Below are 19,612 nucleotides of genomic sequence, written 5' to 3'. Positions count from 1 at the left end.
ACAATGACTTCTAAAAACAATCCGGCCACTGCGATATCCGATCTGACGCTGAGCCCCGCGGCGAACAGCCCTGCGCCCTCGAAGCCATTGACGCCATCGCGCCCGCTGGCCACTCAGCAATATCTGTACTTCACCGAAACCAACACCGACCGCATCCTCGATAACCTCGACGGCCTGCGCGACATGGTGTTCCCGCGCCCACCGCACCTGGAAGGCGACAACGAACAGCACAACGATCAGGAATTCCCGTCGGTGTGCCTGATCGGCCTCGGTCGTTGCGGTTCGAACATCGCGCTGGACGTCGCGGAACTGGTGTACAACGCCCGCAAGTTCTACCTCAACGAATTCAACAACGAAGACCGTCTCTCGCCGGACAAGCGCTTCGCTGAAAAGGGCTACAGCCCGGCACAATGGATCCGTAACAATCTGCGCCTGGGGCCGAACAAGGCCACCAAACCGGTGTTCCTGGTGGAACCGCTGGTGATGCTCGGCGACCTGGACAAAGACATCGCCGGCCGCATCCGTTTCTCGCGCAAGGGCGAAAAAAGCGGCTTCCTGCGCGACTACAGCAAAATGAAAATAATGGACTTGTCGGAAGTCCACGCCGGGGGCGCCGGTAACGCGCCGATCCTCGGTCAGTACCTGGCCAAGATCATCCTGAACAAGGATACCCAGCGTTTCTCCAGCCCCGACTGGAAGATGATTCACTCGTACCTGATCGACAGCTGTGGCATCAAGGCCAACCAGTCGCGCCTGTATTTCTCGATCTTCAGTGCCGGCGGCGGCACCGGTTCGGGCATGGCCTCGGAATTCGGCCTGGCCCAGCAGCACTCGTACATGAACAAGACGTTCGACACCAAGCCAATGGACGAGCACGACGGCAAGAGCGGCCACTCGTTCGTGTTCGAGCCGATCTTCACCAGCGGCATCTGCGTGTTGCCGAACATTTCCGATCACCGCAGTGAAATGTCCGAAGCGCTGCACATCAACGCCGGTCGACTGCTGTGTAAATACCTGTCGGAAGAGTGGGACTTCTCCTACAACTTCGCCAACGAAGACAGCAGCGAAGCCAGTGTCATGGGGCGTATTCGCCCATGGAACGCGATGATGCTGATCTCCAACGACATCATGCGGTATGCCGAAGAAAGCGATGACGGCAACATCCAGAACATCGACGTCAATGCGATGGAGAAGCACGCGAACCAGTACATCTCGCAGCAGATCTTCAACATCCTGACGGCGCAGGCGGTCACGACTGACTACGACCAGAACTATTTCCGTCGCGCCGGCATCGACATCGGCGAAACCATTCGCCTCGACGCCAACGACCTGTTCATGAGCCTGGCCGGCCCGGTGGCGATTGCCTATGCCGAATCCGTGGTGCCGGAAACCCCGCCGCCGAGCAGCGACAAGTTCAAGGTGTTCGAGAAAGAGCCGCAGCGCCTGAACATTGACGACCTGTTCTTCCGTTCCATCGACCTGCCGCACTTCAACAAAGTGACCCAGGCGATTGAAGGCATCAGCTTGTTGCCGATCGAGTCCAAGCGTTATCGTGCGTCGCTGGAGCAGTACAAGAACTCGGGTTATGACGCCGCCGCGTTGCACGACCTGCACTTCTTCAAGAACTGCTCATCGGTGGTGTCGATCGTGTCCTTGCCGAAGGACTACAAGCTGTCCTACATGGACCTGAACCGGTTGAAGACCCACCTCAACAGCCTGTTCCCCAACACCACGCTCAAGCGTTATGCGCTGGTGATCGGCGCCTCGGCCAACTTGTCGCTGACCACCTTGATCGCCAAGAGCCCGTGCCTGTCGGACGACTTCCTGACGCTGATTGTGGCGTTTATCAAACGCTGCTTTGCGAAAACCCCGTACCGCTTCGACGAGACCCTGGACAACTCGATCCTCGACTTCATCATCAACGAAGAGTTTGACGAGGGCCTGATCGACGACTTGCTCAACGAGTTCGAGAACCCGGCGAAGATCCTCGACACCAACTGGTACGCGATCAAACCGATGTACGAGAAGAAGTACCGCGAGCTGATCAACGACAAGGACAAGTTCGTCTCGATCAATGACATTCGTTTGTCGCGCGATTGCGTGAAGAAGGCGATCAAGTACCTGCGCGAGATCTATCGTCACCGGATTGGCAAGACCAAGGTTATTTCGTTGAATAACCATACCGGCAAGACCTTCTAATCTGCGTCGACCTCATCGCGGGCAAGCCCGCTCCCACAGTGTCCGTGTCGAGCACAACATCCATGAACGCCACTGAACCTGTGGGAGCGGGCTTGCCCGCGATGGCGGCAGCACATTCGCCGCAAATCCCAACATTCAGAAACAATTAAGCAGCCCATCGGCTGCTCAATAAACTGTTCCCGTTACGTTTACGTCACCCTCGCCAAGACCCTTCTGTGGCCTTTCTCTACGGCAACATGCCATCACGCTACTCGCCTACACACTTTTAGCCGTTCTGGCAGCGCACTGTTTTAGTGCGGCATGTCAGCTCGTCGCCCTTTCCTGGATCAAAATCCACGGCGAAACGACCACGGCCCACAGTTCCGGGGCACGTTCGAAAAGATCCAGCGCCCGCGTTTCAGACAGCTTGGCGACCTTGTCGGCAGCCAGCCAGGCAGCCACTTTCTCGCCTTCATCGGTCGCCACCGCCTCGGCCGCGGCGATCAAATCCAGACCCGGGTCGACCCACAATAGGGCACCCCTGGCGAAGAACGGCTCCAGCTCTTTCCAGGTAATAGATGCGGTTTCACCAAGCAGCTTGGCATAGAGGGTGCTAGGTTCTTGAGTCATGGGTCCTGTCCGGAAAAGAAATCGACGCAATCATAACGTTGGTGGTCTGGCAGAAAACCCCGGATGCAATTGAGTCATCGATCGAAAAGTGCAGGAAAGCCAAGGATTGCTGTTAATTCAGCCTGACCCCCCGCCGCAATTCTGTCTTTTTCTTTCAAAAAAGCGACACCCTCAGGATTTGCCCCCTGGCGCCGCCTTCCCAGGCTAACAATCGGCGCTCTACACTGTACCGGTACAGTTGCCGGGGGCATTTTCCGGAGGATATCGAAGATATCTGACCCGGTTCTGCTGCTACGGCGCCAGGACTATAAAAACTACAACAGTAAGAGTGGAGCACTATGACTAAGGCTACTAAGCAGATTTGCAAACTGTTTGCCGCTATGGTTCTGGCCGGGGTTGCCAGCCATTCGTTCGCAGCTGACACCATCAAGATCGGCATCGCCGGCCCTAAGACCGGTCCTGTAGCCCAATACGGCGACATGCAGTTCAGTGGCGCCAAAATGGCCATCGAACAGATCAACGCCAAAGGCGGCGTAGACGGCAAGAAACTCGAAGCCGTTGAATACGATGACGCCTGCGATCCAAAACAAGCGGTAGCGGTCGCGAACAAAGTCGTCAACGACGGCGTCAAGTTCGTGGTCGGTCACCTGTGCTCCAGCTCCACTCAACCGGCTTCGGACATCTACGAAGACGAAGGCGTGATCATGATTACCCCGGCTGCCACCAGCCCGGACATCACGTCCCGTGGTTACAAAATGGTGTTCCGTACCATCGGTCTGGACAGCGCTCAAGGCCCTGCCGCCGGTAACTACATCGCCGATTACGTAAAACCGAAAATCGTTGCTGTTCTGCACGACAAACAGCAATACGGTGAAGGCATTGCCACCGCCGTGAAGAAAACCCTGGAAGGCAAAGGCGTCAAGGTTGCCGTGTTCGAAGGCATCAACGCCGGCGACAAAGACTTCTCTTCGATGATCTCCAAGCTCAAGCAAGCCAACGTCGACTTCGTCTACTACGGCGGCTACCACCCGGAGCTGGGTCTGATCCTGCGTCAATCCCAGGAAAAAGGCCTGAAAGCCAAGTTCATGGGTCCGGAAGGCGTGGGTAACGACTCGATTTCGCAGATCGCCAAGGACGCTTCCGAAGGCCTGCTGGTGACCCTGCCGAAATCCTTCGACCAGGATCCGGCCAACATCGCCCTGGCTGACGCGTTCAAAGCCAAGAAAGAAGACCCAAGCGGTCCGTTCGTATTCCCGGCCTACTCGGCTGTGGAAGTGATCGCCGACGGCATCAAGGCTGCCAAGAGCGAAGACACCGCCAAAGTGGCTGCTGCCATCCACGCGGGCACCTTCAAAACTCCGACCGGCGACCTGAGCTTCGACGACAAGGGCGACCTGAAAGACTTCAAATTTGTGGTTTACGAGTGGCACTTCGGCAAACCTAAAACTGAAGCCAAGCCTCAGTAAGGCGTTGCCTGACTGACTGCCAATAAAGCCCACGGCGTGCCGTGGGCTTTGTTTTACGAACGTATTGGGCCGCGCTGGCGTGATCCGCCAGTCTCCCCACCTGAAAATCTCAAAACCGTCATCAGCGGTTCGCTGGCAAACCTCGCGTTCGAAGTGGATGCAGATCCACGGGGCTCGAGCGGGAAAATGACTCCACCAGTGAAATGCGTATCAGGTTTTTAGGAGCGCTGTAATGCCTGACATCTATCACTTCTTCCAACAGCTGGTTAATGGTCTGACCATTGGCAGCACGTATGCCCTGATCGCCATCGGCTATACGATGGTTTACGGCATCATTGGAATGATCAACTTCGCCCACGGCGAGGTGTACATGATCGGTTCCTACGTGGCGTTCATCGCCATCGCGGGCCTGTCCATGATGGGACTCGACAGTGTTCCGCTGTTGATGACCGCCGCTTTTCTCGCAACCATCGTCGTGACCAGTGCCTACGGCTACAGCATCGAACGGATCGCCTACCGCCCCCTGCGCGGCAGCAACCGTCTGATCCCGCTGATTTCCGCCATCGGCATGTCGATCTTCCTGCAGAACACGGTTCTGCTGGCGCAAGACTCCAAGGACAAATCCATCCCCAACCTGATCCCCGGCAACTTCTCCATCGGGCCAGGTGGCGCACATGAAGTGCTGATTTCCTACATGCAAATCGTGGTGTTCGTGGTGACTCTGGTCGCCATGCTCGGCCTGACGCTGTTCATCTCCCGCTCTCGCCTGGGTCGCGCCTGCCGCGCCTGTGCCGAAGACATCAAGATGGCCAACCTGCTGGGTATCAACACCAACAACATCATCGCCCTGACCTTCGTCATTGGTGCCGCACTGGCGGCCATCGCGGCCGTGCTGCTGAGCATGCAATACGGCGTGATCAACCCGAACGCCGGTTTCCTCGTCGGCCTCAAGGCCTTCACCGCAGCGGTACTGGGCGGTATCGGCAGCATCCCCGGCGCCATGCTCGGCGGGATCGTGCTGGGGGTGGCAGAAGCGTTTGGTGCCGATATCTTCGGCGACCAGTACAAGGACGTCGTCGCGTTCGGTCTATTGGTTCTGGTGTTGTTGTTCCGGCCAACCGGCCTGTTGGGCCGTCCGGAGGTTGAGAAAGTATGACTAGGAATCTTAAACAGGCGTTGTTCAGCGCCTTGCTGGTGTGGGCCGTGGCCTACCCGGTACTCGGTCTGAAACTGACCATCGTCGGCATCAACCTCGAAGTGCATGGCACCAGTACGGCCACCCTGATCACTATCGCGGTGTGCTCGGTGCTGATGTTCCTGCGGGTGCTGTTCGACCAGCAGATCAGCTCGGCCTGGAAATCCTCGCCGAACCTGCCGGTCATGCCGGCCAAGGCCAGTACGTTCCTGACCCTGCCGACCACTCAGCGCTGGATCATCATCGCGCTGATTATCGGTGCGCTGATCTGGCCGTTCTTCGGCTCTCGCGGCGCGGTGGACATCGCCACCCTGGTGCTGATCTACGTCATGCTCGGCCTCGGCCTGAACATCGTGGTCGGCCTGGCCGGCCTGCTCGACCTCGGTTATGTCGGTTTCTATGCCGTCGGCGCCTACAGCTACGCGCTGCTGTCGCACTACTACGGGCTGAGCTTCTGGATCTGCTTGCCGATTGCCGGTCTGATGGCAGCCACCTTCGGCTTCCTGCTCGGCTTCCCGGTATTGCGTTTGCGTGGTGACTACCTGGCGATCGTGACCCTGGGCTTCGGTGAAATCATCCGTCTGTTCCTGCGTAACCTGACCGACATCACCGGCGGCCCGAACGGCATCAGCAACATCGAAAAACCAACGTTCTTCGGCCTGACCTTCGAACGTAAAGCCGCTGAAGGTCTGCAGACGTTCCACGAATACTTCGGCCTGGAATACAACTCGATCAACAAGGTGATCTTCCTTTACCTGGTCGCCTTGTTCCTTGCCCTGTTCGCGTTGTTCGTGATCAACCGTTTGCTGCGCATGCCCCTGGGTCGTGCCTGGGAAGCGCTGCGTGAAGACGAAATCGCCTGCCGTGCGTTGGGTCTTAACCCGACGATCATCAAGCTTTCGGCGTTTACCCTGGGTGCCTGCTTCGCCGGTTTCGCCGGCAGCTTCTTCGCCGCGCGCCAAGGGCTGGTGACACCGGAGTCGTTCACCTTTATCGAGTCGGCGACCATCCTCGCCATCGTGGTGTTGGGTGGCATGGGCTCGCAACTGGGCGTCGTGCTGGCGGCCACGGTGATGATCCTGTTGCCGGAAATGATGCGTGAGTTCAGTGAATACCGCATGTTGATGTTCGGCGCCTTGATGGTGCTGATGATGATCTGGCGCCCTCAAGGTCTGCTGCCCATGCAACGTCCTCACATGGAGCTGCGCAAATGAGCCGCGAGATCCTGAAAGTCGAAAATCTGAGCATGCGCTTCGGCGGTTTGCTCGCGGTCAACGGCGTGGCCCTGACCGTCAAAGAAAAACAGGTCGTGGCGCTGATCGGTCCCAACGGCGCGGGCAAGACCACCGTGTTCAACTGCCTGACCGGTTTCTATAAGCCGAGCGGCGGCAGCATCCTGCTTGACGGTCAATCGATCGAAGGCCTGCCCGGCCACGAGATCGCCCGCAAAGGCGTGGTGCGCACCTTCCAGAACGTGCGGCTGTTCAAGGACATGACTGCGGTCGAGAACCTCTTGATCGCCCAGCACCGTCACCTGAACACCAACTTCCTGGCGGGCCTGTTCAAGACCCCGGCGTTCCGCAGAAGCGAGCGCGAGGCCATGGAATTCGCCGAGTACTGGCTGGAAAAGGTCAACCTCAAGGCGTTCGCCAACCGTCCGGCCGGCACCCTGGCCTACGGTCAGCAACGTCGCCTGGAAATCGCTCGCTGCATGATGACCCGTCCGCGGATCCTCATGCTCGACGAACCGGCTGCCGGCCTGAACCCGAAGGAAACCGAAGACCTCAAGGCGTTGATCAGCGTGCTGCGTGAAGAGCACGATGTCACCGTGCTGCTGATCGAACACGACATGAAACTGGTCATGAGCATTTCCGACCACATCGTCGTGATCAACCAGGGCACGCCCCTGGCCGACGGCACGCCGGAACAGATCCGCGACAATCCTGAAGTGATCAAAGCCTACCTGGGGGAAGCGTAAATGCTGCAATTCGAAAACGTTTCCACCTTCTACGGCAAGATCCAGGCCCTGCACAGCGTCAACGTGGAAATCCGTCAGGGCGAAATCGTCACCCTGATCGGCGCCAACGGCGCGGGCAAATCCACCCTGCTGATGACGCTTTGCGGTTCGCCACAAGCCCACAGCGGCAGCATCAAGTACATGGGTGAAGAACTCGTGGGGCAGACCTCGGCGCAGATCATGCGCAAGAGCATTGCGGTGGTGCCGGAAGGTCGTCGGGTGTTTGCCCGCCTGACCGTGGAAGAAAACCTCGCCATGGGTGGTTTCTTCACCGACAAGGGCGATTATCAGGAACAGATGGACAAGGTTCTCGGACTTTTCCCACGCCTGAAAGAACGCTTCGCCCAGCGTGGCGGCACCATGTCTGGCGGCGAACAGCAAATGCTCGCCATCGGCCGTGCGCTGATGAGCAAACCCAAGCTGCTGCTGCTCGACGAACCGTCGCTGGGTCTGGCACCGATCATCATCCAGCAGATCTTCGACATCATCGAACAGCTGCGCAAGGACGGTGTGACGGTGTTCCTGGTGGAGCAGAACGCCAACCAGGCGTTGAAAATCGCTGACCGCGCGTACGTGCTGGAAAACGGCCGCGTGGTGATGCAAGGCACCGGTGAAGCCCTGCTGACCGACCCGAAAGTGCGCGAAGCGTACCTCGGTGGCTAAGCGATTGCGGTAAACAAAAAACGGCCTTCGGGCCGTTTTTTTATACCCACCACATCCCCCTGTAGGAGCTGGCTTGCCAGCGAAAGCGTCGGATCAGCCAACACCTGCGCTGAAGGTGAAATTGCCTTCGCTGGCAAGCCAGCTCCTACAGGGGGCGTGTGATGGTTTGAAGCCTGTCCAGCGCCTCACCACTGCGTTTAAACCAGCCAATCAGATAATCCGCCAGCACCTGCGTGCGTTTCGGCAATCCACCCTGATACGGATGCACCAGGTACATCGGCATGCTCCGCGTCTGATAATCGCGCAGGAGCCAGCGCAATCGCCCGTCAGCCAATTCCGCTTGCAGCAAGTAGGACGGCAATCGCGCAATACCGGCGCCAGCCAATGCGGCTTTTTTCAACAGGCTGTAATGGTTGCTGGCGAACGGCCCTGACACCCGCACCCGCAACAACTCATGTTGCTGGTGATAGAGCCATTCTTCGCGACCGCTGTAATGACTGTTGAGCAGGCAGCGGTGTTCCGCCAGTGCCTGAGGCGTTTGCGGTTCACTGTACTGTTCGAGATAGGCCGGGCTGGCGCAGGTCATTTCGTGCCACGCCAACAGCGGCCGCGCGACCAACCGTTGATCGTTGGCCACTTCGGAACGGACCGCCAGATCGAAACCGTCCCGGGACAAATCACGATAGCTGTTGCTCAGGTCCAGTTCGATCTGCACCTCGGGGTACTTGCCGGAAAACTCCAGCAACAAGCCATCGAAGAACGTTTCCCCCAGCGACACCGGAACCGTCATACGCACCGGCCCGGCCATGTCGTCCTTCAACCGCGCCAATGCCTGACGCGCCCTCTCGACCTGGACGACCAACGCCTGGGCTTGTGGCAATAGCGCCGCGCCCGCCGCGGTCAGGCTCAAGCGGCGAGTGGTGCGTTGCAGCAACACCACGCTGAACCGCGTCTCCAACAGGCTGATGCGCTTGGAGAGTTGGCCTTTGCTGCAACCCAATTGCTGCGCCGCCAAGGTAAAACTCCCCGCTTCGATCAACACCGCAAACGCCGCCAGATCATCCATCTCGCTCATGGACTGTTTCCATTTGAAAACCAAAGGTTGCCTATTAGCGCGCTTATCAATGGAAAAAACCACTCTAGACTGAGATCTCTTTCCACTCACACAAGGATCAGCCCATGAAAATTCTTTTGATCGGCGCAAGCGGCACCATCGGTTCAGCGGTCGACAAGGAACTGGCCGAGCGTCACGACATCATCCGCATCGGTCGCAACAGCGGTGATTTCCACGTGGACATCAGCGACAGCGCCTCGATTCGCAAACTGTTTGAGCAAACCGGCAAGTTCGATGCACTGGTCTGCGCCGCCGGTAACGTGACCTTCGCGCCGCTGGACGAAATGACTGAAGACAGCTTTGCCCTTGGCCTCAAAGACAAACTGATGGGCCAGGTCAACCTGCTGCTGATCGGCCGCGAATTCGCCAACGACGGTGCGTCGTTCACCTTCACCACCGGCGTGCTCAGCCACGACCCGATTCGCAGCGGCGCCTCGGCTGCGCTGGTCAACGGCGCCCTCGACAGCTTCGTTCGCTCGGCGGCGATCGAACTGCCGCGCGGCCTGCGCGTCAACTCGGTGAGCCCGAATGTGCTGGTCGAAGCCATGGGCAGCTACGCGCCGTATTTCCGTGGCTACAAACCGGTTCCGGCAGCGGATGTGGCATTGGCCTACGCCAAAAGTGTCGAAGGCTTGCAGACCGGCCAGACGTTCCACGTCGGCTGATACACAGCCCCCCTGTAGGAGCGATGCTTGCTCGCGAAAGCGGTGTGTCATTCAAATGATATGTTGGATGGTCTGGCCCCTTCGCGAGCAAGCTTCGCTCCTACAGGTTGATCGACGTAGGTCTGTCGGGGTTGTGATGAACGGTCAGGCTGAGTAACGTGGCGGCACTTGTCAGGAGACCCAAAGATGCGTGTTGCCCGTTCCCTAGTCCTTGTTGCCCTGCTTCCGTTGTTCGCTGCCTGCCAGTTGCTCGATGGTTCGCGTGAAAGCGCCTCTCATGTGGGCCAGACCCGCATGCAGGGCCAGTTGACCGCCGCCGACGGCAAGCTGTTGTTCCAGCCGTGCAACGAACAACGCAGCTACGTGGTGAACGACACCGGCGGCACCAGTGTCCTGCAAGAGGCCGCGACCCTGGCCGATGCCAAGGGCAAGCTGTTTGCCGATGTGCGCGGGCGCATCGTCGCCAATGGCGCCGACAGCCGCCTCGATCTGGAGCAGCTGTACCGCGTCGAGCGTTCGGGGGCCGCGTGCAACGATCCCAACTTCAAACTGCTGATCCTGCGCGCCGCCGGCCATGGGCCTGAGTGGAATGTGAAAGTCAGCGGCAAAGGCATGGTCATCGAGCGCGCCGGGCAGCCGCCATTGGCCGTGCCGTACGTTGAAGAGCAACTGGGCGATGGCCGCTTCAACCTCAGCACCGAAGCCAATAACCAGCACATCGAACTGTGGGTAGCGCCGCAACGTTGCGTCGACAGCAGCACCGGCAGCGTCCAGCACATGAGCGCCGAACTGCGCATCGATGGCAAGGTTCAGCGCGGCTGCGGGTATTTCGGCGGGTCCCGCGACGACTGATCGTTTTAGCCTCACGGGAATCATCCTTTGGGGCTTATAATCTCCGGTTTCAAACGCCTTGGCGCAGTTGTGCGCCCCGCGAACCGGATCCCGTCATGTTACGAATCACCGAACTCAAGTTGCCGATCGACCATCCCGATGAAGACCTGCGCCCTGCCATCGTGCAGCGCCTGGGCATCGCCAGCGATGACCTGCTCGACTTCACCTTGTTCAAGCGCAGCTACGATGCGCGCAAAAAATCTTCCGAACTGTGCTTCATCTACACCATCGACCTCAACGTTCGCGATGAGGCCGCGGTGCTGCACAAATTCGCCGATGACCGTAACGTCAACGTCGCGCCGGATGTCAGCTACAAAGTGGTTGGCCAGGCGCCGGCCGATCTGCAGCAGCGCCCGATCGTCGTCGGTTTCGGCCCGTGCGGGGTTTTCGCCGGCCTGCTGCTGGCGCAAATGGGCTTCAAGCCGATCATCCTCGAGCGCGGCACCGAAGTGCGCCAGCGCACCAAGGACACTTGGGGCCTGTGGCGTAAAAGCGTGCTCAACCCCGAGTCCAACGTGCAATTCGGTGAAGGCGGCGCGGGGACGTTCTCCGACGGCAAGCTCTACAGCCAGATCAAGGACCCGAAATTCATCGGGCGCAAAGTCCTGCACGAGTTCGTCAAGGCCGGTGCGCCGGAAGAAATCCTCTACGTCAGCAAACCGCACATCGGTACGTTCCGTCTGACCGGTGTGGTGGAAAACATGCGTGAGCAGATTCGCGCGATGGGCGGCGAGGTGCGCTTCCAGCAGCGCGTTACCGATGTGTTGATCGAGGACGGCCAACTGGTCGGCGTCGAGCTCAATGGCGGCGAACAGATCCATTCCAAACATGTGATCCTGGCCCTCGGCCACAGCGCCCGCGACACCTTCCGCATGCTTCACGGCCGAGGTGTGTTCATGGAAGCCAAGCCGTTCTCGGTGGGTTTCCGCATCGAACACCCGCAGTCGCTGATCGACCGTGCGCGCCTGGGCAAGTACGCCGGCCGCCCGAAACTGGGCGCCGCCGATTACAAACTGGTGCACCACGCCAGCAACGGCCGTTCGGTCTACAGCTTCTGCATGTGCCCGGGCGGCACCGTGGTGGCGGCGACGTCCGAGCCGGGCCGCGTGGTCACCAACGGCATGAGCCAGTACTCGCGCAACGAGCGCAACGCCAACTCCGGGATCGTCGTCGGGATTACCCCGGAAGTCGATTTTCCGGGCGGCCCGCTGGCGGGTATCGAGGTGCAGGAACGCCTGGAATCCCACGCCTATGTGCTGGGCGGCAGCAATTACGAAGCGCCGGCGCAACTGGTCGGTGATTTCATTGCCGGCAAGCCGTCCACTGAATTGGGCAGCGTTGAACCGTCCTACAAGCCGGGCGTTGCCTTGGGCGACTTGGCGCTGGCCTTGCCGGCGTTCGCCATCGAAGCCATTCGCGAAGCCTTGCCAGCGTTCGAGAAGCAGATTCGCGGTTACTCGCTGCACGACGCGGTGTTGACCGGGATCGAGACGCGCACGTCGTCGCCGCTGCGGATTACTCGTAATGAGTCGATGCAGAGCCTGAACGTGAAAGGCTTGTTCCCGGCCGGTGAAGGTGCGGGTTATGCGGGCGGGATTCTGTCGGCGGGTGTGGACGGGATTCGGATTGCCGAAGCCGTGGCCCGAGACATCCTCGGCCTCGAAGCCTGACACCACACAAACCCTGTGGGAGCGGGCTTGCCCGCGATAGCGATGGGTCAGTCAACATCTCTGTTGAATGTGAATCCGTCATCGCGGGCAAGCCCGCTCCCACATTTAAACTCAGGTGTGTCAGATATTGGCGCGGAGCACGGTGTCCGGCAGCGGCTCGCCGCGCTCGACACTCGCCGCAACGGCATCGATCAAACCACTCAACTCATACCCTTGGGCCTTGAGCCAGGCTTGATCGTAATAGCTGGTTTCATAGCGCTCGCCGCCATCACACAAAATCGCCACGATCGACCCCGACTCCCCCGCCGCCACCATCTGTTGGGCCGCCATCAAGGCGCCGATCAGGTTGGTCCCGCTCGAACCGCCCACCCGTCGTCCCAAACGCTGCGCCAGGTAATGCATGGCCGCCAGCGACAACGCGTCCGGCACTTTGACCATCGCATCGATCACCTTGGGCAAAAACGAAGCCTCGACACGAGGCCGACCAATGCCTTCAATCCGTGAACCATGATCCAGTCGCAGGGTGGCGTCGCCGGTCTGGTAGTAATCGAAAAACACCGAACGCTCGGCATCGGCACACAGCACGCGGGTGCAATGCTGGCGATAACGCACGTATCGGCCCAGCGTCGCGGTGGTGCCGCCGGTGCCGGGGCTGGAAATCAGCCAGCTCGGCTCGGGATGTTGCTCGAAACGCATTTGCTGGAAGATCGACTCGGCAATGTTGTTGTTCGCCCGCCAGTCGGTGGCGCGTTCGGCGTAAGTGAATTGGTCGATGAAGTGGCCATCGTTTTCCCGGGCCAGGCGCTCGGATTCGGCGTAGATCTGCGTCGGATCATCGACCAGATGGCTCTTGCCACCGTAGAACGCGATCTGCGCAATCTTCTCTTTGGAGGTGCTGGCCGGCATCACCGCAATAAACGGCAAACCCAGCAAACGGGCGAAATACGCCTCGGAAATCGCCGTCGAACCGCTGGACGCCTCGATCACCGGCGCGCCCGGTTTGAGCCAGCCATTACACAACGCATAGAGGAACAATGAGCGGGCCAACCGGTGTTTCAGGCTGCCGGTGGGATGGCTGGATTCATCCTTGAAATACAACTCGATGCCCGGCAAACCCGGCAGCGGCAAGGGGATCAGGTGGGTGTCGGCGCTGCGCTGGAAGTCCGCTTCGATGATCCGGATGGCTTCGCGGGCCCACTGTCGGTTGTCGCTCATGGTGGTTTTCTCGTCGAGTCGGCCTTGTTGCAAGGCTCAGCCCATAAGCTTAGGAAAAAACCTACATCCCGCACAGATACAGCTGAGATCCAATACGCCGGGCAACTGCTAGGCTCAGGTCCGTGCCGAACGTTCGAGCTGTAACGGCATATAACAAAAAAGAATATAACTTTTGTTTTAACAACTAACGGTACGGGTTAGGGTGTGCCACCTTTTGAATTCATCGATGGAGAGCGACCTTGCCTCTGCGTAGCACGTTCACGCGTTTCTTCCAGTTGGAAGCGGCCAGCGGTCTGTTACTGATCGCCGCTGCCGCCCTGGCTCTGATCATCAACAACTCGTCGCTGTCGTGGCTTTATAACGGCCTGCTGGACACCCCCGTGGTGGCCCAGATCGGCGCGCTGAAAATCGCCAAGCCGTTGTTGCTGTGGATCAACGACGGCTTGATGGCCCTGTTCTTCCTGCTGATTGGCCTTGAAGTGAAACGCGAGGTCCTTGACGGACAGTTGTCCAAACCTTCGCAGATCGTCCTGCCCGGCGCGGCTGCCATTGGCGGCATGGTCGTACCAGCGCTGCTCTACTGGTTTTTGAACCGCGACAACCCGGCAGCCCTGGGCGGCTGGGCCATCCCGATGGCCACCGACATTGCCTTCGCCCTCGGCGTACTGGCCCTGCTCGGCAAACGCGTGCCGGTGTCGTTGAAGTTGTTCCTGATGACCCTGGCGATTATTGATGACCTTGGCGCCATCATTGTCATCGCGATCTTTTATTCGGGCGCACTCTCGACCCTGTCCCTGGCACTGGCCGGGGCCTGCATCGTGGCGCTGATCGCGATGAACCGGCTCGGGGTGGTCAAGCTCGGGCCGTACATGATCATCGGTTTGATCCTGTGGGTTTGCGTGCTCAAAAGCGGTGTCCACGCGACATTGGCCGGTGTGACCCTGGCCTTCTGCATCCCGCTACGCACGAAAAACGCCGAACCTTCGCCGTTGATGACCCTGGAACACGCCCTGCATCCGTGGGTGGCCTACGGCATTCTGCCGCTGTTCGCCTTTGCCAACGCCGGGCTGTCGCTGAGCGGCGTGACCGTCGAAAGCTTCACCCATCATGTGCCGATGGGCATCGCGGTCGGCCTGTTGCTGGGCAAGACCCTGGGCGTGTTCGGCCTGACCTGGCTGGCGGTGAAAATCGGCATCGCCGCCCTGCCCCAAGGCGCTAATTGGGGCCAGGTGCTGGGCGTGGCGATCCTCTGCGGGATCGGCTTCACCATGAGTTTGTTTGTGGGTTCCCTGGCGTTTGTGCCGGGTGCCAGCGAGTACGCCGGGATGGACCGGATGGGGATTTTGACCGGTTCGATATTGGCGGCGTTGATTGGTTATGCGGTGGTGGCGGTGGCTAGTCGTAAGAACCCTGTTTTGTCATCCTGATAATCAAAGACATCTTTTGGTCTCATCAAAAGCTCGTCATACAGTCACGGCTCGTCCCGTTTGTTAGCGTCGTGCAGCCCTTTAACAGGGCTGCTTTGGGACGAAAAGACAAGGATAGTTGGCTGCTGGCAATTAGGATGCCCCGCTAACTGATTCCACCATTCCAAGTTATGGTCGTTCAGGAAGAATGTACATTGATCCCTCGTTCCTCACACCGAGACCGAGAGTTTTCCTGATAACTTCTGACTTTTGCATCGGTGTGATCGCTATATCGGTTTCGGCTGTAACGGCTAATCGGGCAATGAGCATACTTTTTCTATCTATCGGGTAACTCCCAACATAGTTGTCCCCATTGAAAACCAAAAGCGAAGATTTATTAATCCTAGAGAGCGCGGTGAAACCCTTTGTACCTGGGGCTTGACTTGGAAAAAAAGAAGAAAAATCTGGCGCCGATCCCGACTCGTTCGTCGATGGTAACTGGGTAGGTTGTTTGGGCAGAGGTTTAGCTGTCTGAATACTCGCATCATGTGAAGGTTTTGAAACGGGATTCGTTGTTTTCTTCGATTGAAATATCGTACGAAACAATTTTACAACAGGTCTGAAAATCCACCAGGCATGGCCTGTTTCATCCCCACGATTAAACGGATCGCCCCCGCAATATGCATATGCATTTACCCCACCCTTACCAAATGGACTCCAACTGTCCGGACTATTGAACCGCATCAACACCGGATTAAACGCCCGATAGCCATTGCCCAAAACGTAGTGCCCGGTCACTGGATCCGGTCGTTCACCGTTGAAACCGAGCAGGCTGAGTAACCCGCCTTCCAGTGGGCGATAACCATAAGGCGAATAAGCAAACGGGTTAGCGCGCCGCTCCGCATCAAGCAAGTTCAATACTGACCGCTGTAGATCGGTGGCGAGCAAGAACGTCCCTACTGTGTTGTTGAGGCGTACGTGTTGCGCTAACAAGTGATCCTTATGTTGAACGATCGAACGTTGCATCGCTGCCTCAATCTCAGTAGCTAAACGATCTCTTGTGTAAAACCATTGTGTGTTTCCCTGCGCTGCTACCGTGCATGCGGATAGACGATCCAGAGGGTCGTACCGATAGCGACTGAGCAACCTTTGATTTTGCGCCTGCATGAGCGACCTCCTGACCGGACCGTTGAAGTAGGCTTTTACTCTCGTACATCCAACTGGTTCTAGCCACTATCAGAACTGATAGGTAGGGAACCTCATGGGGCCAGGTGCTGGGCGTGGCGGTCCTCTGCGGGATCGGCTTCACCATGAGTTTGTTTGTCGGTTCCCTGGCGTTTGTGCCGGGTGCCAGCGAGTACGCCGGGATGGACCGGATGGGGATTTTGACCGGTTCGATATTGGCGGCGTTGATTGGTTATGCGGTGACGGCAGTGGCGAGTCGAAAGGGGAGTTCTCCAGCGAACGCGACATCTGAAAACCACCATCCCCTGTAGGAGCTGGCTTGCCAGCGAAGCACTCAAACGCGCCGCGTTTATCCTGTTAAAACGCGTCATCGTTAACGACCTTCGCGAGCAGGCCCGCTCCCATATTTGGACTGTGTACGCCTGCGAGAGATTGGTTGGTTGTCAGGCCGCTTTCGCTGGCAAGCCAGCTCTTACAGGTCGAGCGTTAGCCTGTAGCTTTTGATCTGAGCGCCCCCTCGTGATGAAAAAAAACCCCGACCAGTCACCTGATCGGGGTTTTTTTCTACCCGTTTGCGCTTAGTGCGAAACGCGGCTCGTACCATCCACCGTGGCAATCCGCACACGTTCGCCAACACGGAACACTTCGTTTTCCTGAACCTGTTGCACGTAGGCGCGCATGCTGCCGTCGTCTTCGCGAACGGTGATTTCCACGCCTTGGGCGCGGGTCAGGCCTTCTTCGGTGGCCGAACCGAGCAGGCCGCCGGCGCCTGCGCCGATGACCGCTGCAACGATGCTGCCGCGACCGCCGCCGATGGCGCTACCGCCAACACCGCCCACGACTGCACCCGCTGCGCCGCCGATTGGGGTCTTGGTGCCTTCGATTTTGACCGGACGCAGGGATTCGATGGTGCCCATGCGAACGGTCTGCACACGACGCGCTTCGTCACGGGAGTAAGAGTCACCGGTCAGGCTCGATTGGCAGCCAGTGAGCAACATCGCCATCGTGGAAAAGGAAGCAACCAACAGAACAGACTTACGCATAGCATCAACTCCAAAGGACAGGTATTCATTAAACTCCGCGGCTTGACGCGTGTCACGGCATCGCCCGGATAAAATTGTTTTGATTCAGGCCCGGTACAGGCGCCTCCACGAACTCAACACACAGTAGCGACAAATTGCGCAATTTGCCCACTGGCCCAAGGATTGTCATGGATTACTTCATCATTGTCGTCACCACTGTCGCCGGTCTGTACTTCCACGGGTGGCTGTACGTACGGATCAAACGCTGGATGGACCGCGATCTGGCGTTAGCCCTGGCGGGTGCCGATGAGCAGAAAAAAGCCTTCACGCACCAGCAACGGGCGAACGCTCAAGCGCAGAAGATCAAGCGTCGGGCCCTGCCGCAGTGGCTGGAGGCCGCTGCGGCAGGTTATCCCGGTCGGTAGACTGCTTAGGGTGCCAGACGTTCAAGAATCCAGTCGGCGCCCTGCAAGCGGTAGTTGAGGCGGTCGTGCAGGCGGCTCGGACGGCCTTGCCAGAACTCGATGCGCTCGGGTAGCAGACGATAACCGCCCCAATGCTCGGGGCAGTGAGGCTGGGTGTCGCTGAAACGTTGCTCGGTGTTCTTGAGCAGCGCTTCCAGCTCGGCACGATCGGCGATCACCCTGCTTTGCGGCGAAGCCCAGGCTCCGAGGCGGCTGCCCAAGGGCCGGACCTGAAAGTACGCGTCGGACTCCTCAGGCGAAACCTTCACCACCTGCCCTTCAATGCGCACCTGACGCTCCAGCGCAGGCCAGAAAAACGTCATGGCCGCGAACGGATTCGCGGTCAGATGCTGGCCCTTGGCGCTGTCGTAGTTGGTGAAGAAGGTGAAGCCCTGCTCATCCAACCCTTTGAGCAGCAGAATGCGGCAATGGGGCCGACCGTCCTGATCGACCGTGGCCAGGGTCATGGCGTTGGCTTCCACGGGTGCCTGCTCGGTTTTCACCGCGTCAGCGAACCATTGATGGAACAGCGCGAACGGCTCGGCCGGGGCTTGTGCCTCGGTCAGGCCATCACGGGTGTAGTCGCGACGCATATCAGCCAGGCCCTGGGTCATGGCGCATTCCTTTTGGTTAACGAATCACTTCTTTGTGGCGTCGGCGGCAACGTCGACTTTTTTCGCGTCGGCAGCGGCTTTGGCCGGAGCGGTCTTTTTCGCCGGAGTCGCGGTTTTCGCTGGAGCCTTCTTGGCAGCGGCTTTCTTCGCCGGGGCCTTTTTCGCGGCAGGCACATCGGCTTTCTTCGCGGCCGGCGCAGGGGTGACTGGCGTGGCGACTGGCTTGATGTCCTTGGCAGCGATCAATGTCACTGGCGCCGGTGCCGGCATGTTGTACTTGCTCAGCAGCGCGACCATGGTGTTTTGCGGAGTCACCAGCAGTTCCACGCGACGGTTCAAGGCACGGCCTTCATTGCTGTCGTTGGCAGCACGCGGCGCTTCGCCACCCATGCCGCGCAGCATCAGGCGATCACGTTGCAGGCCGCTGAGGCGGAAGATCGCGGCCACGGCTTGGGCGCGTTCCTGGCTCAGTTTCACGTTGGCCGGTGCGGCGCCCGAGGTATCGCTGTGACCCAGAACCAGCACGGCAGTCTTTGGATCGACTTCGAGGATTTTCGCGACACGGGTGAAGGGACCGAGGGTCACTGGCAGCAGCATGGCCGGACGGTCAGGGTTGAACGAGCCTTCTACCGGCGCGGTGACTACCAACACGTTTTCACGGCGTTCGAGTTGCAGGTTGCTGTCCTTGATCGCTTCACGCAGACGCGGCTCGTAGTCGTCGAGCCAGGCCTGGGTGACTTTCGGATCCGGCATCGGCACGACTTTGGCGGTGCTCTGCTCTTTGCCGCCGAACGGCCACCACCATTTGCCACCTGCGTCGGCCTCGGCCTTGGCCACTTCAACCGGCTTGGCTGCGGGTTTGGCTTCAGGTTTTACCTCAGCCTTGGCTGGCGTCTTGCCGGCGCCGTCGTCGGAACCGAACGGCCAGTACCAAGGGCTGGCGCTTTCAGTCTTGGCCACCGGCGCGGTCGCGGCAGGCTTCAAAGGTGCTGGAGCTGGAGCCGGAGTTTTAGCGGCGACTTTGTCGGAGGAACCGAACGGCCACCAGCTGCTGCCATCCGAGTCATTTTGTGGAGTTTGCGCGCAACCGGTGATAGCGAAGCACAGTGCCAAGGCGAGGGTTGATTTAGTTGACATTGGATATCCACAAAAATGAAGTAATGAAAAAATCCGGCCGGTTCGGCCCACATAAACAGACGCTTTGAGACTGAAAAGGC

Annotated in this window: 18 protein-coding genes and 1 pseudogene; 12 read left to right on the top strand and 7 right to left on the bottom strand. The window is 58.9% G+C overall.

What is annotated here, in order from left to right; all coding sequences use genetic code 11:
• The first annotated feature begins 3 nt into the window (after positions 1 to 3).
• A complete protein-coding gene (locus AEQ67_RS32700; protein WP_059407969.1) occupies positions 4 to 2,199 on the top strand; it encodes a hypothetical protein in 2,196 nt (731 codons plus the stop codon).
• A 303-nt stretch (positions 2,200 to 2,502) separates the two neighbouring features.
• Here AEQ67_RS32700 and AEQ67_RS32695 read toward each other — a convergent pair whose 3' ends face one another.
• Positions 2,503 to 2,808, bottom strand: a complete 306-nt coding sequence (locus tag AEQ67_RS32695; protein ID WP_059407967.1) for a DUF2288 domain-containing protein — start codon at positions 2,806 to 2,808, stop codon at positions 2,503 to 2,505.
• Between the two features lie 338 nt (positions 2,809 to 3,146).
• Between AEQ67_RS32695 and AEQ67_RS32690 the strand changes: the two genes are divergently transcribed.
• From AEQ67_RS32690 to AEQ67_RS32670, 5 genes are all read left to right on the top strand, one after another.
• Complete coding sequence (locus tag AEQ67_RS32690; RefSeq protein WP_059407965.1) at positions 3,147 to 4,274, top strand: branched-chain amino acid ABC transporter substrate-binding protein; 1,128 nt, start codon at positions 3,147 to 3,149, stop codon at positions 4,272 to 4,274.
• A gap of 232 nt (positions 4,275 to 4,506) precedes the next feature.
• Complete coding sequence (livH, locus tag AEQ67_RS32685) at positions 4,507 to 5,430, top strand: high-affinity branched-chain amino acid ABC transporter permease LivH (protein WP_059407963.1); 924 nt, start codon at positions 4,507 to 4,509, stop codon at positions 5,428 to 5,430.
• A complete protein-coding gene (locus AEQ67_RS32680; RefSeq protein WP_059407961.1) occupies positions 5,427 to 6,683 on the top strand; it encodes a high-affinity branched-chain amino acid ABC transporter permease LivM in 1,257 nt (418 codons plus the stop codon). The genes livH and AEQ67_RS32680 overlap by 4 nt, the downstream gene beginning before the upstream one ends.
• The gene (gene livG / locus AEQ67_RS32675) at positions 6,680 to 7,447 is read left to right on the top strand and encodes a high-affinity branched-chain amino acid ABC transporter ATP-binding protein LivG (protein WP_059407959.1); all 768 of its coding nucleotides are present in this window, start codon (positions 6,680 to 6,682) and stop codon (positions 7,445 to 7,447) included. The genes AEQ67_RS32680 and livG overlap by 4 nt, the downstream gene beginning before the upstream one ends.
• Entirely contained in the window at positions 7,448 to 8,149 is a 702-nt protein-coding gene (locus AEQ67_RS32670; protein ID WP_059407957.1) for an ABC transporter ATP-binding protein, read from the top strand.
• A 145-nt stretch (positions 8,150 to 8,294) separates the two neighbouring features.
• Here AEQ67_RS32670 and AEQ67_RS32665 read toward each other — a convergent pair whose 3' ends face one another.
• On the bottom strand, positions 8,295 to 9,224 hold the full coding sequence (locus tag AEQ67_RS32665; protein WP_059407956.1) for a LysR family transcriptional regulator: 930 nt from the start codon (positions 9,222 to 9,224) through the stop codon (positions 8,295 to 8,297).
• A gap of 104 nt (positions 9,225 to 9,328) precedes the next feature.
• Between AEQ67_RS32665 and AEQ67_RS32660 the strand changes: the two genes are divergently transcribed.
• The 3 genes from AEQ67_RS32660 to AEQ67_RS32650 all read left to right on the top strand — a co-directional run bounded on the left by AEQ67_RS32660 (position 9,329) and on the right by AEQ67_RS32650 (position 12,489).
• A complete protein-coding gene (locus tag AEQ67_RS32660) occupies positions 9,329 to 9,928 on the top strand; it encodes a short chain dehydrogenase (RefSeq protein WP_059407954.1) in 600 nt (199 codons plus the stop codon).
• A gap of 186 nt (positions 9,929 to 10,114) precedes the next feature.
• Positions 10,115 to 10,780 (top strand): COG3650 family protein, encoded by a 666-nt coding sequence (locus AEQ67_RS32655; RefSeq protein ID WP_059407952.1) that lies wholly within the window; start codon positions 10,115 to 10,117, stop codon positions 10,778 to 10,780.
• A 95-nt stretch (positions 10,781 to 10,875) separates the two neighbouring features.
• Positions 10,876 to 12,489 carry an NAD(P)/FAD-dependent oxidoreductase gene (locus AEQ67_RS32650; protein ID WP_059407950.1) on the top strand — a complete coding sequence of 538 codons (1,614 nt, stop codon included), beginning with the start codon at positions 10,876 to 10,878 and terminating at the stop codon, positions 12,487 to 12,489.
• Between the two features lie 120 nt (positions 12,490 to 12,609).
• Here AEQ67_RS32650 and AEQ67_RS32645 read toward each other — a convergent pair whose 3' ends face one another.
• Positions 12,610 to 13,704 (bottom strand): PLP-dependent cysteine synthase family protein, encoded by a 1,095-nt coding sequence (locus AEQ67_RS32645; RefSeq protein WP_059407948.1) that lies wholly within the window; start codon positions 13,702 to 13,704, stop codon positions 12,610 to 12,612.
• A gap of 239 nt (positions 13,705 to 13,943) precedes the next feature.
• On the opposite strand from AEQ67_RS32645, the gene nhaA reads away from it, so the two are divergent.
• Complete coding sequence (nhaA, locus tag AEQ67_RS32640; protein ID WP_059407945.1) at positions 13,944 to 15,131, top strand: Na+/H+ antiporter NhaA; 1,188 nt, start codon at positions 13,944 to 13,946, stop codon at positions 15,129 to 15,131.
• A 168-nt stretch (positions 15,132 to 15,299) separates the two neighbouring features.
• Here the strand turns inward: nhaA and AEQ67_RS34535 are convergent, their stop codons facing one another.
• A complete protein-coding gene (locus AEQ67_RS34535) occupies positions 15,300 to 16,277 on the bottom strand; it encodes an RHS repeat-associated core domain-containing protein (RefSeq protein WP_082378011.1) in 978 nt (325 codons plus the stop codon).
• Between the two features lie 86 nt (positions 16,278 to 16,363).
• Between AEQ67_RS34535 and AEQ67_RS32635 the strand changes: the two are divergent.
• Positions 16,364 to 16,606: pseudogene (locus tag AEQ67_RS32635) on the top strand (Na+/H+ antiporter NhaA); the annotation flags it as partial.
• Between the two features lie 267 nt (positions 16,607 to 16,873).
• On the opposite strand, the gene AEQ67_RS32630 reads toward AEQ67_RS32635, so the two are convergent.
• Entirely contained in the window at positions 16,874 to 17,338 is a 465-nt protein-coding gene (locus tag AEQ67_RS32630) for a glycine zipper 2TM domain-containing protein (protein WP_059407943.1), read from the bottom strand.
• A 167-nt stretch (positions 17,339 to 17,505) separates the two neighbouring features.
• Here AEQ67_RS32630 and AEQ67_RS32625 point away from each other — a divergent pair, with 167 nt between their 5' ends.
• Entirely contained in the window at positions 17,506 to 17,742 is a 237-nt protein-coding gene (locus tag AEQ67_RS32625; protein WP_059407942.1) for a hypothetical protein, read from the top strand.
• Between the two features lie 5 nt (positions 17,743 to 17,747).
• On the opposite strand, the gene pdxH is transcribed toward AEQ67_RS32625, so the two are convergent.
• A complete protein-coding gene (gene pdxH, locus AEQ67_RS32620) occupies positions 17,748 to 18,395 on the bottom strand; it encodes a pyridoxamine 5'-phosphate oxidase (protein ID WP_059407940.1) in 648 nt (215 codons plus the stop codon).
• Positions 18,396 to 18,419: 24 nt separating this feature from the next.
• A complete protein-coding gene (locus tag AEQ67_RS32615; RefSeq protein ID WP_059407938.1) occupies positions 18,420 to 19,532 on the bottom strand; it encodes an OmpA family protein in 1,113 nt (370 codons plus the stop codon).
• Positions 19,533 to 19,612 lie beyond the last annotated feature (80 nt).

The sequence above is a fragment of the Pseudomonas sp. RIT-PI-q genome, assembly GCF_001297125.1.
Classification (GTDB): domain Bacteria; phylum Pseudomonadota; class Gammaproteobacteria; order Pseudomonadales; family Pseudomonadaceae; genus Aquipseudomonas.
This window is presented reverse-complemented; position numbering and strand designations above follow the sequence as displayed.

What these genes read in the sequence shown, in the direction of transcription:
- AEQ67_RS32630 (WP_059407943.1), bottom strand. Translation starts at nt 17,338, where the DNA reads ATGCGTAAGTCTGTTCTGTTGGTTGCTTCCTTTTCCACGATGGCGATG.
- AEQ67_RS32670 (WP_059407957.1), top strand. Translation starts at nt 7,448, where the DNA reads ATGCTGCAATTCGAAAACGTTTCCACCTTCTACGGCAAGATCCAGGCC.
- livH (WP_059407963.1), top strand. Translation starts at nt 4,507, where the DNA reads ATGCCTGACATCTATCACTTCTTCCAACAGCTGGTTAATGGTCTGACC.
- AEQ67_RS32700 (WP_059407969.1), top strand. Translation starts at nt 4, where the DNA reads ATGACTTCTAAAAACAATCCGGCCACTGCGATATCCGATCTGACGCTG.
- AEQ67_RS32650 (WP_059407950.1), top strand. Translation starts at nt 10,876, where the DNA reads ATGTTACGAATCACCGAACTCAAGTTGCCGATCGACCATCCCGATGAA.
- AEQ67_RS32625 (WP_059407942.1), top strand. Translation starts at nt 17,506, where the DNA reads ATGGATTACTTCATCATTGTCGTCACCACTGTCGCCGGTCTGTACTTC.
- AEQ67_RS34535 (WP_082378011.1), bottom strand. Translation starts at nt 16,277, where the DNA reads ATGCAGGCGCAAAATCAAAGGTTGCTCAGTCGCTATCGGTACGACCCT.
- livG (WP_059407959.1), top strand. Translation starts at nt 6,680, where the DNA reads ATGAGCCGCGAGATCCTGAAAGTCGAAAATCTGAGCATGCGCTTCGGC.
- pdxH (WP_059407940.1), bottom strand. Translation starts at nt 18,395, where the DNA reads ATGACCCAGGGCCTGGCTGATATGCGTCGCGACTACACCCGTGATGGC.
- AEQ67_RS32665 (WP_059407956.1), bottom strand. Translation starts at nt 9,224, where the DNA reads ATGAGCGAGATGGATGATCTGGCGGCGTTTGCGGTGTTGATCGAAGCG.
- AEQ67_RS32690 (WP_059407965.1), top strand. Translation starts at nt 3,147, where the DNA reads ATGACTAAGGCTACTAAGCAGATTTGCAAACTGTTTGCCGCTATGGTT.
- AEQ67_RS32645 (WP_059407948.1), bottom strand. Translation starts at nt 13,704, where the DNA reads ATGAGCGACAACCGACAGTGGGCCCGCGAAGCCATCCGGATCATCGAA.
- AEQ67_RS32695 (WP_059407967.1), bottom strand. Translation starts at nt 2,808, where the DNA reads ATGACTCAAGAACCTAGCACCCTCTATGCCAAGCTGCTTGGTGAAACC.
- AEQ67_RS32680 (WP_059407961.1), top strand. Translation starts at nt 5,427, where the DNA reads ATGACTAGGAATCTTAAACAGGCGTTGTTCAGCGCCTTGCTGGTGTGG.
- AEQ67_RS32615 (WP_059407938.1), bottom strand. Translation starts at nt 19,532, where the DNA reads ATGTCAACTAAATCAACCCTCGCCTTGGCACTGTGCTTCGCTATCACC.
- AEQ67_RS32660 (WP_059407954.1), top strand. Translation starts at nt 9,329, where the DNA reads ATGAAAATTCTTTTGATCGGCGCAAGCGGCACCATCGGTTCAGCGGTC.
- AEQ67_RS32655 (WP_059407952.1), top strand. Translation starts at nt 10,115, where the DNA reads ATGCGTGTTGCCCGTTCCCTAGTCCTTGTTGCCCTGCTTCCGTTGTTC.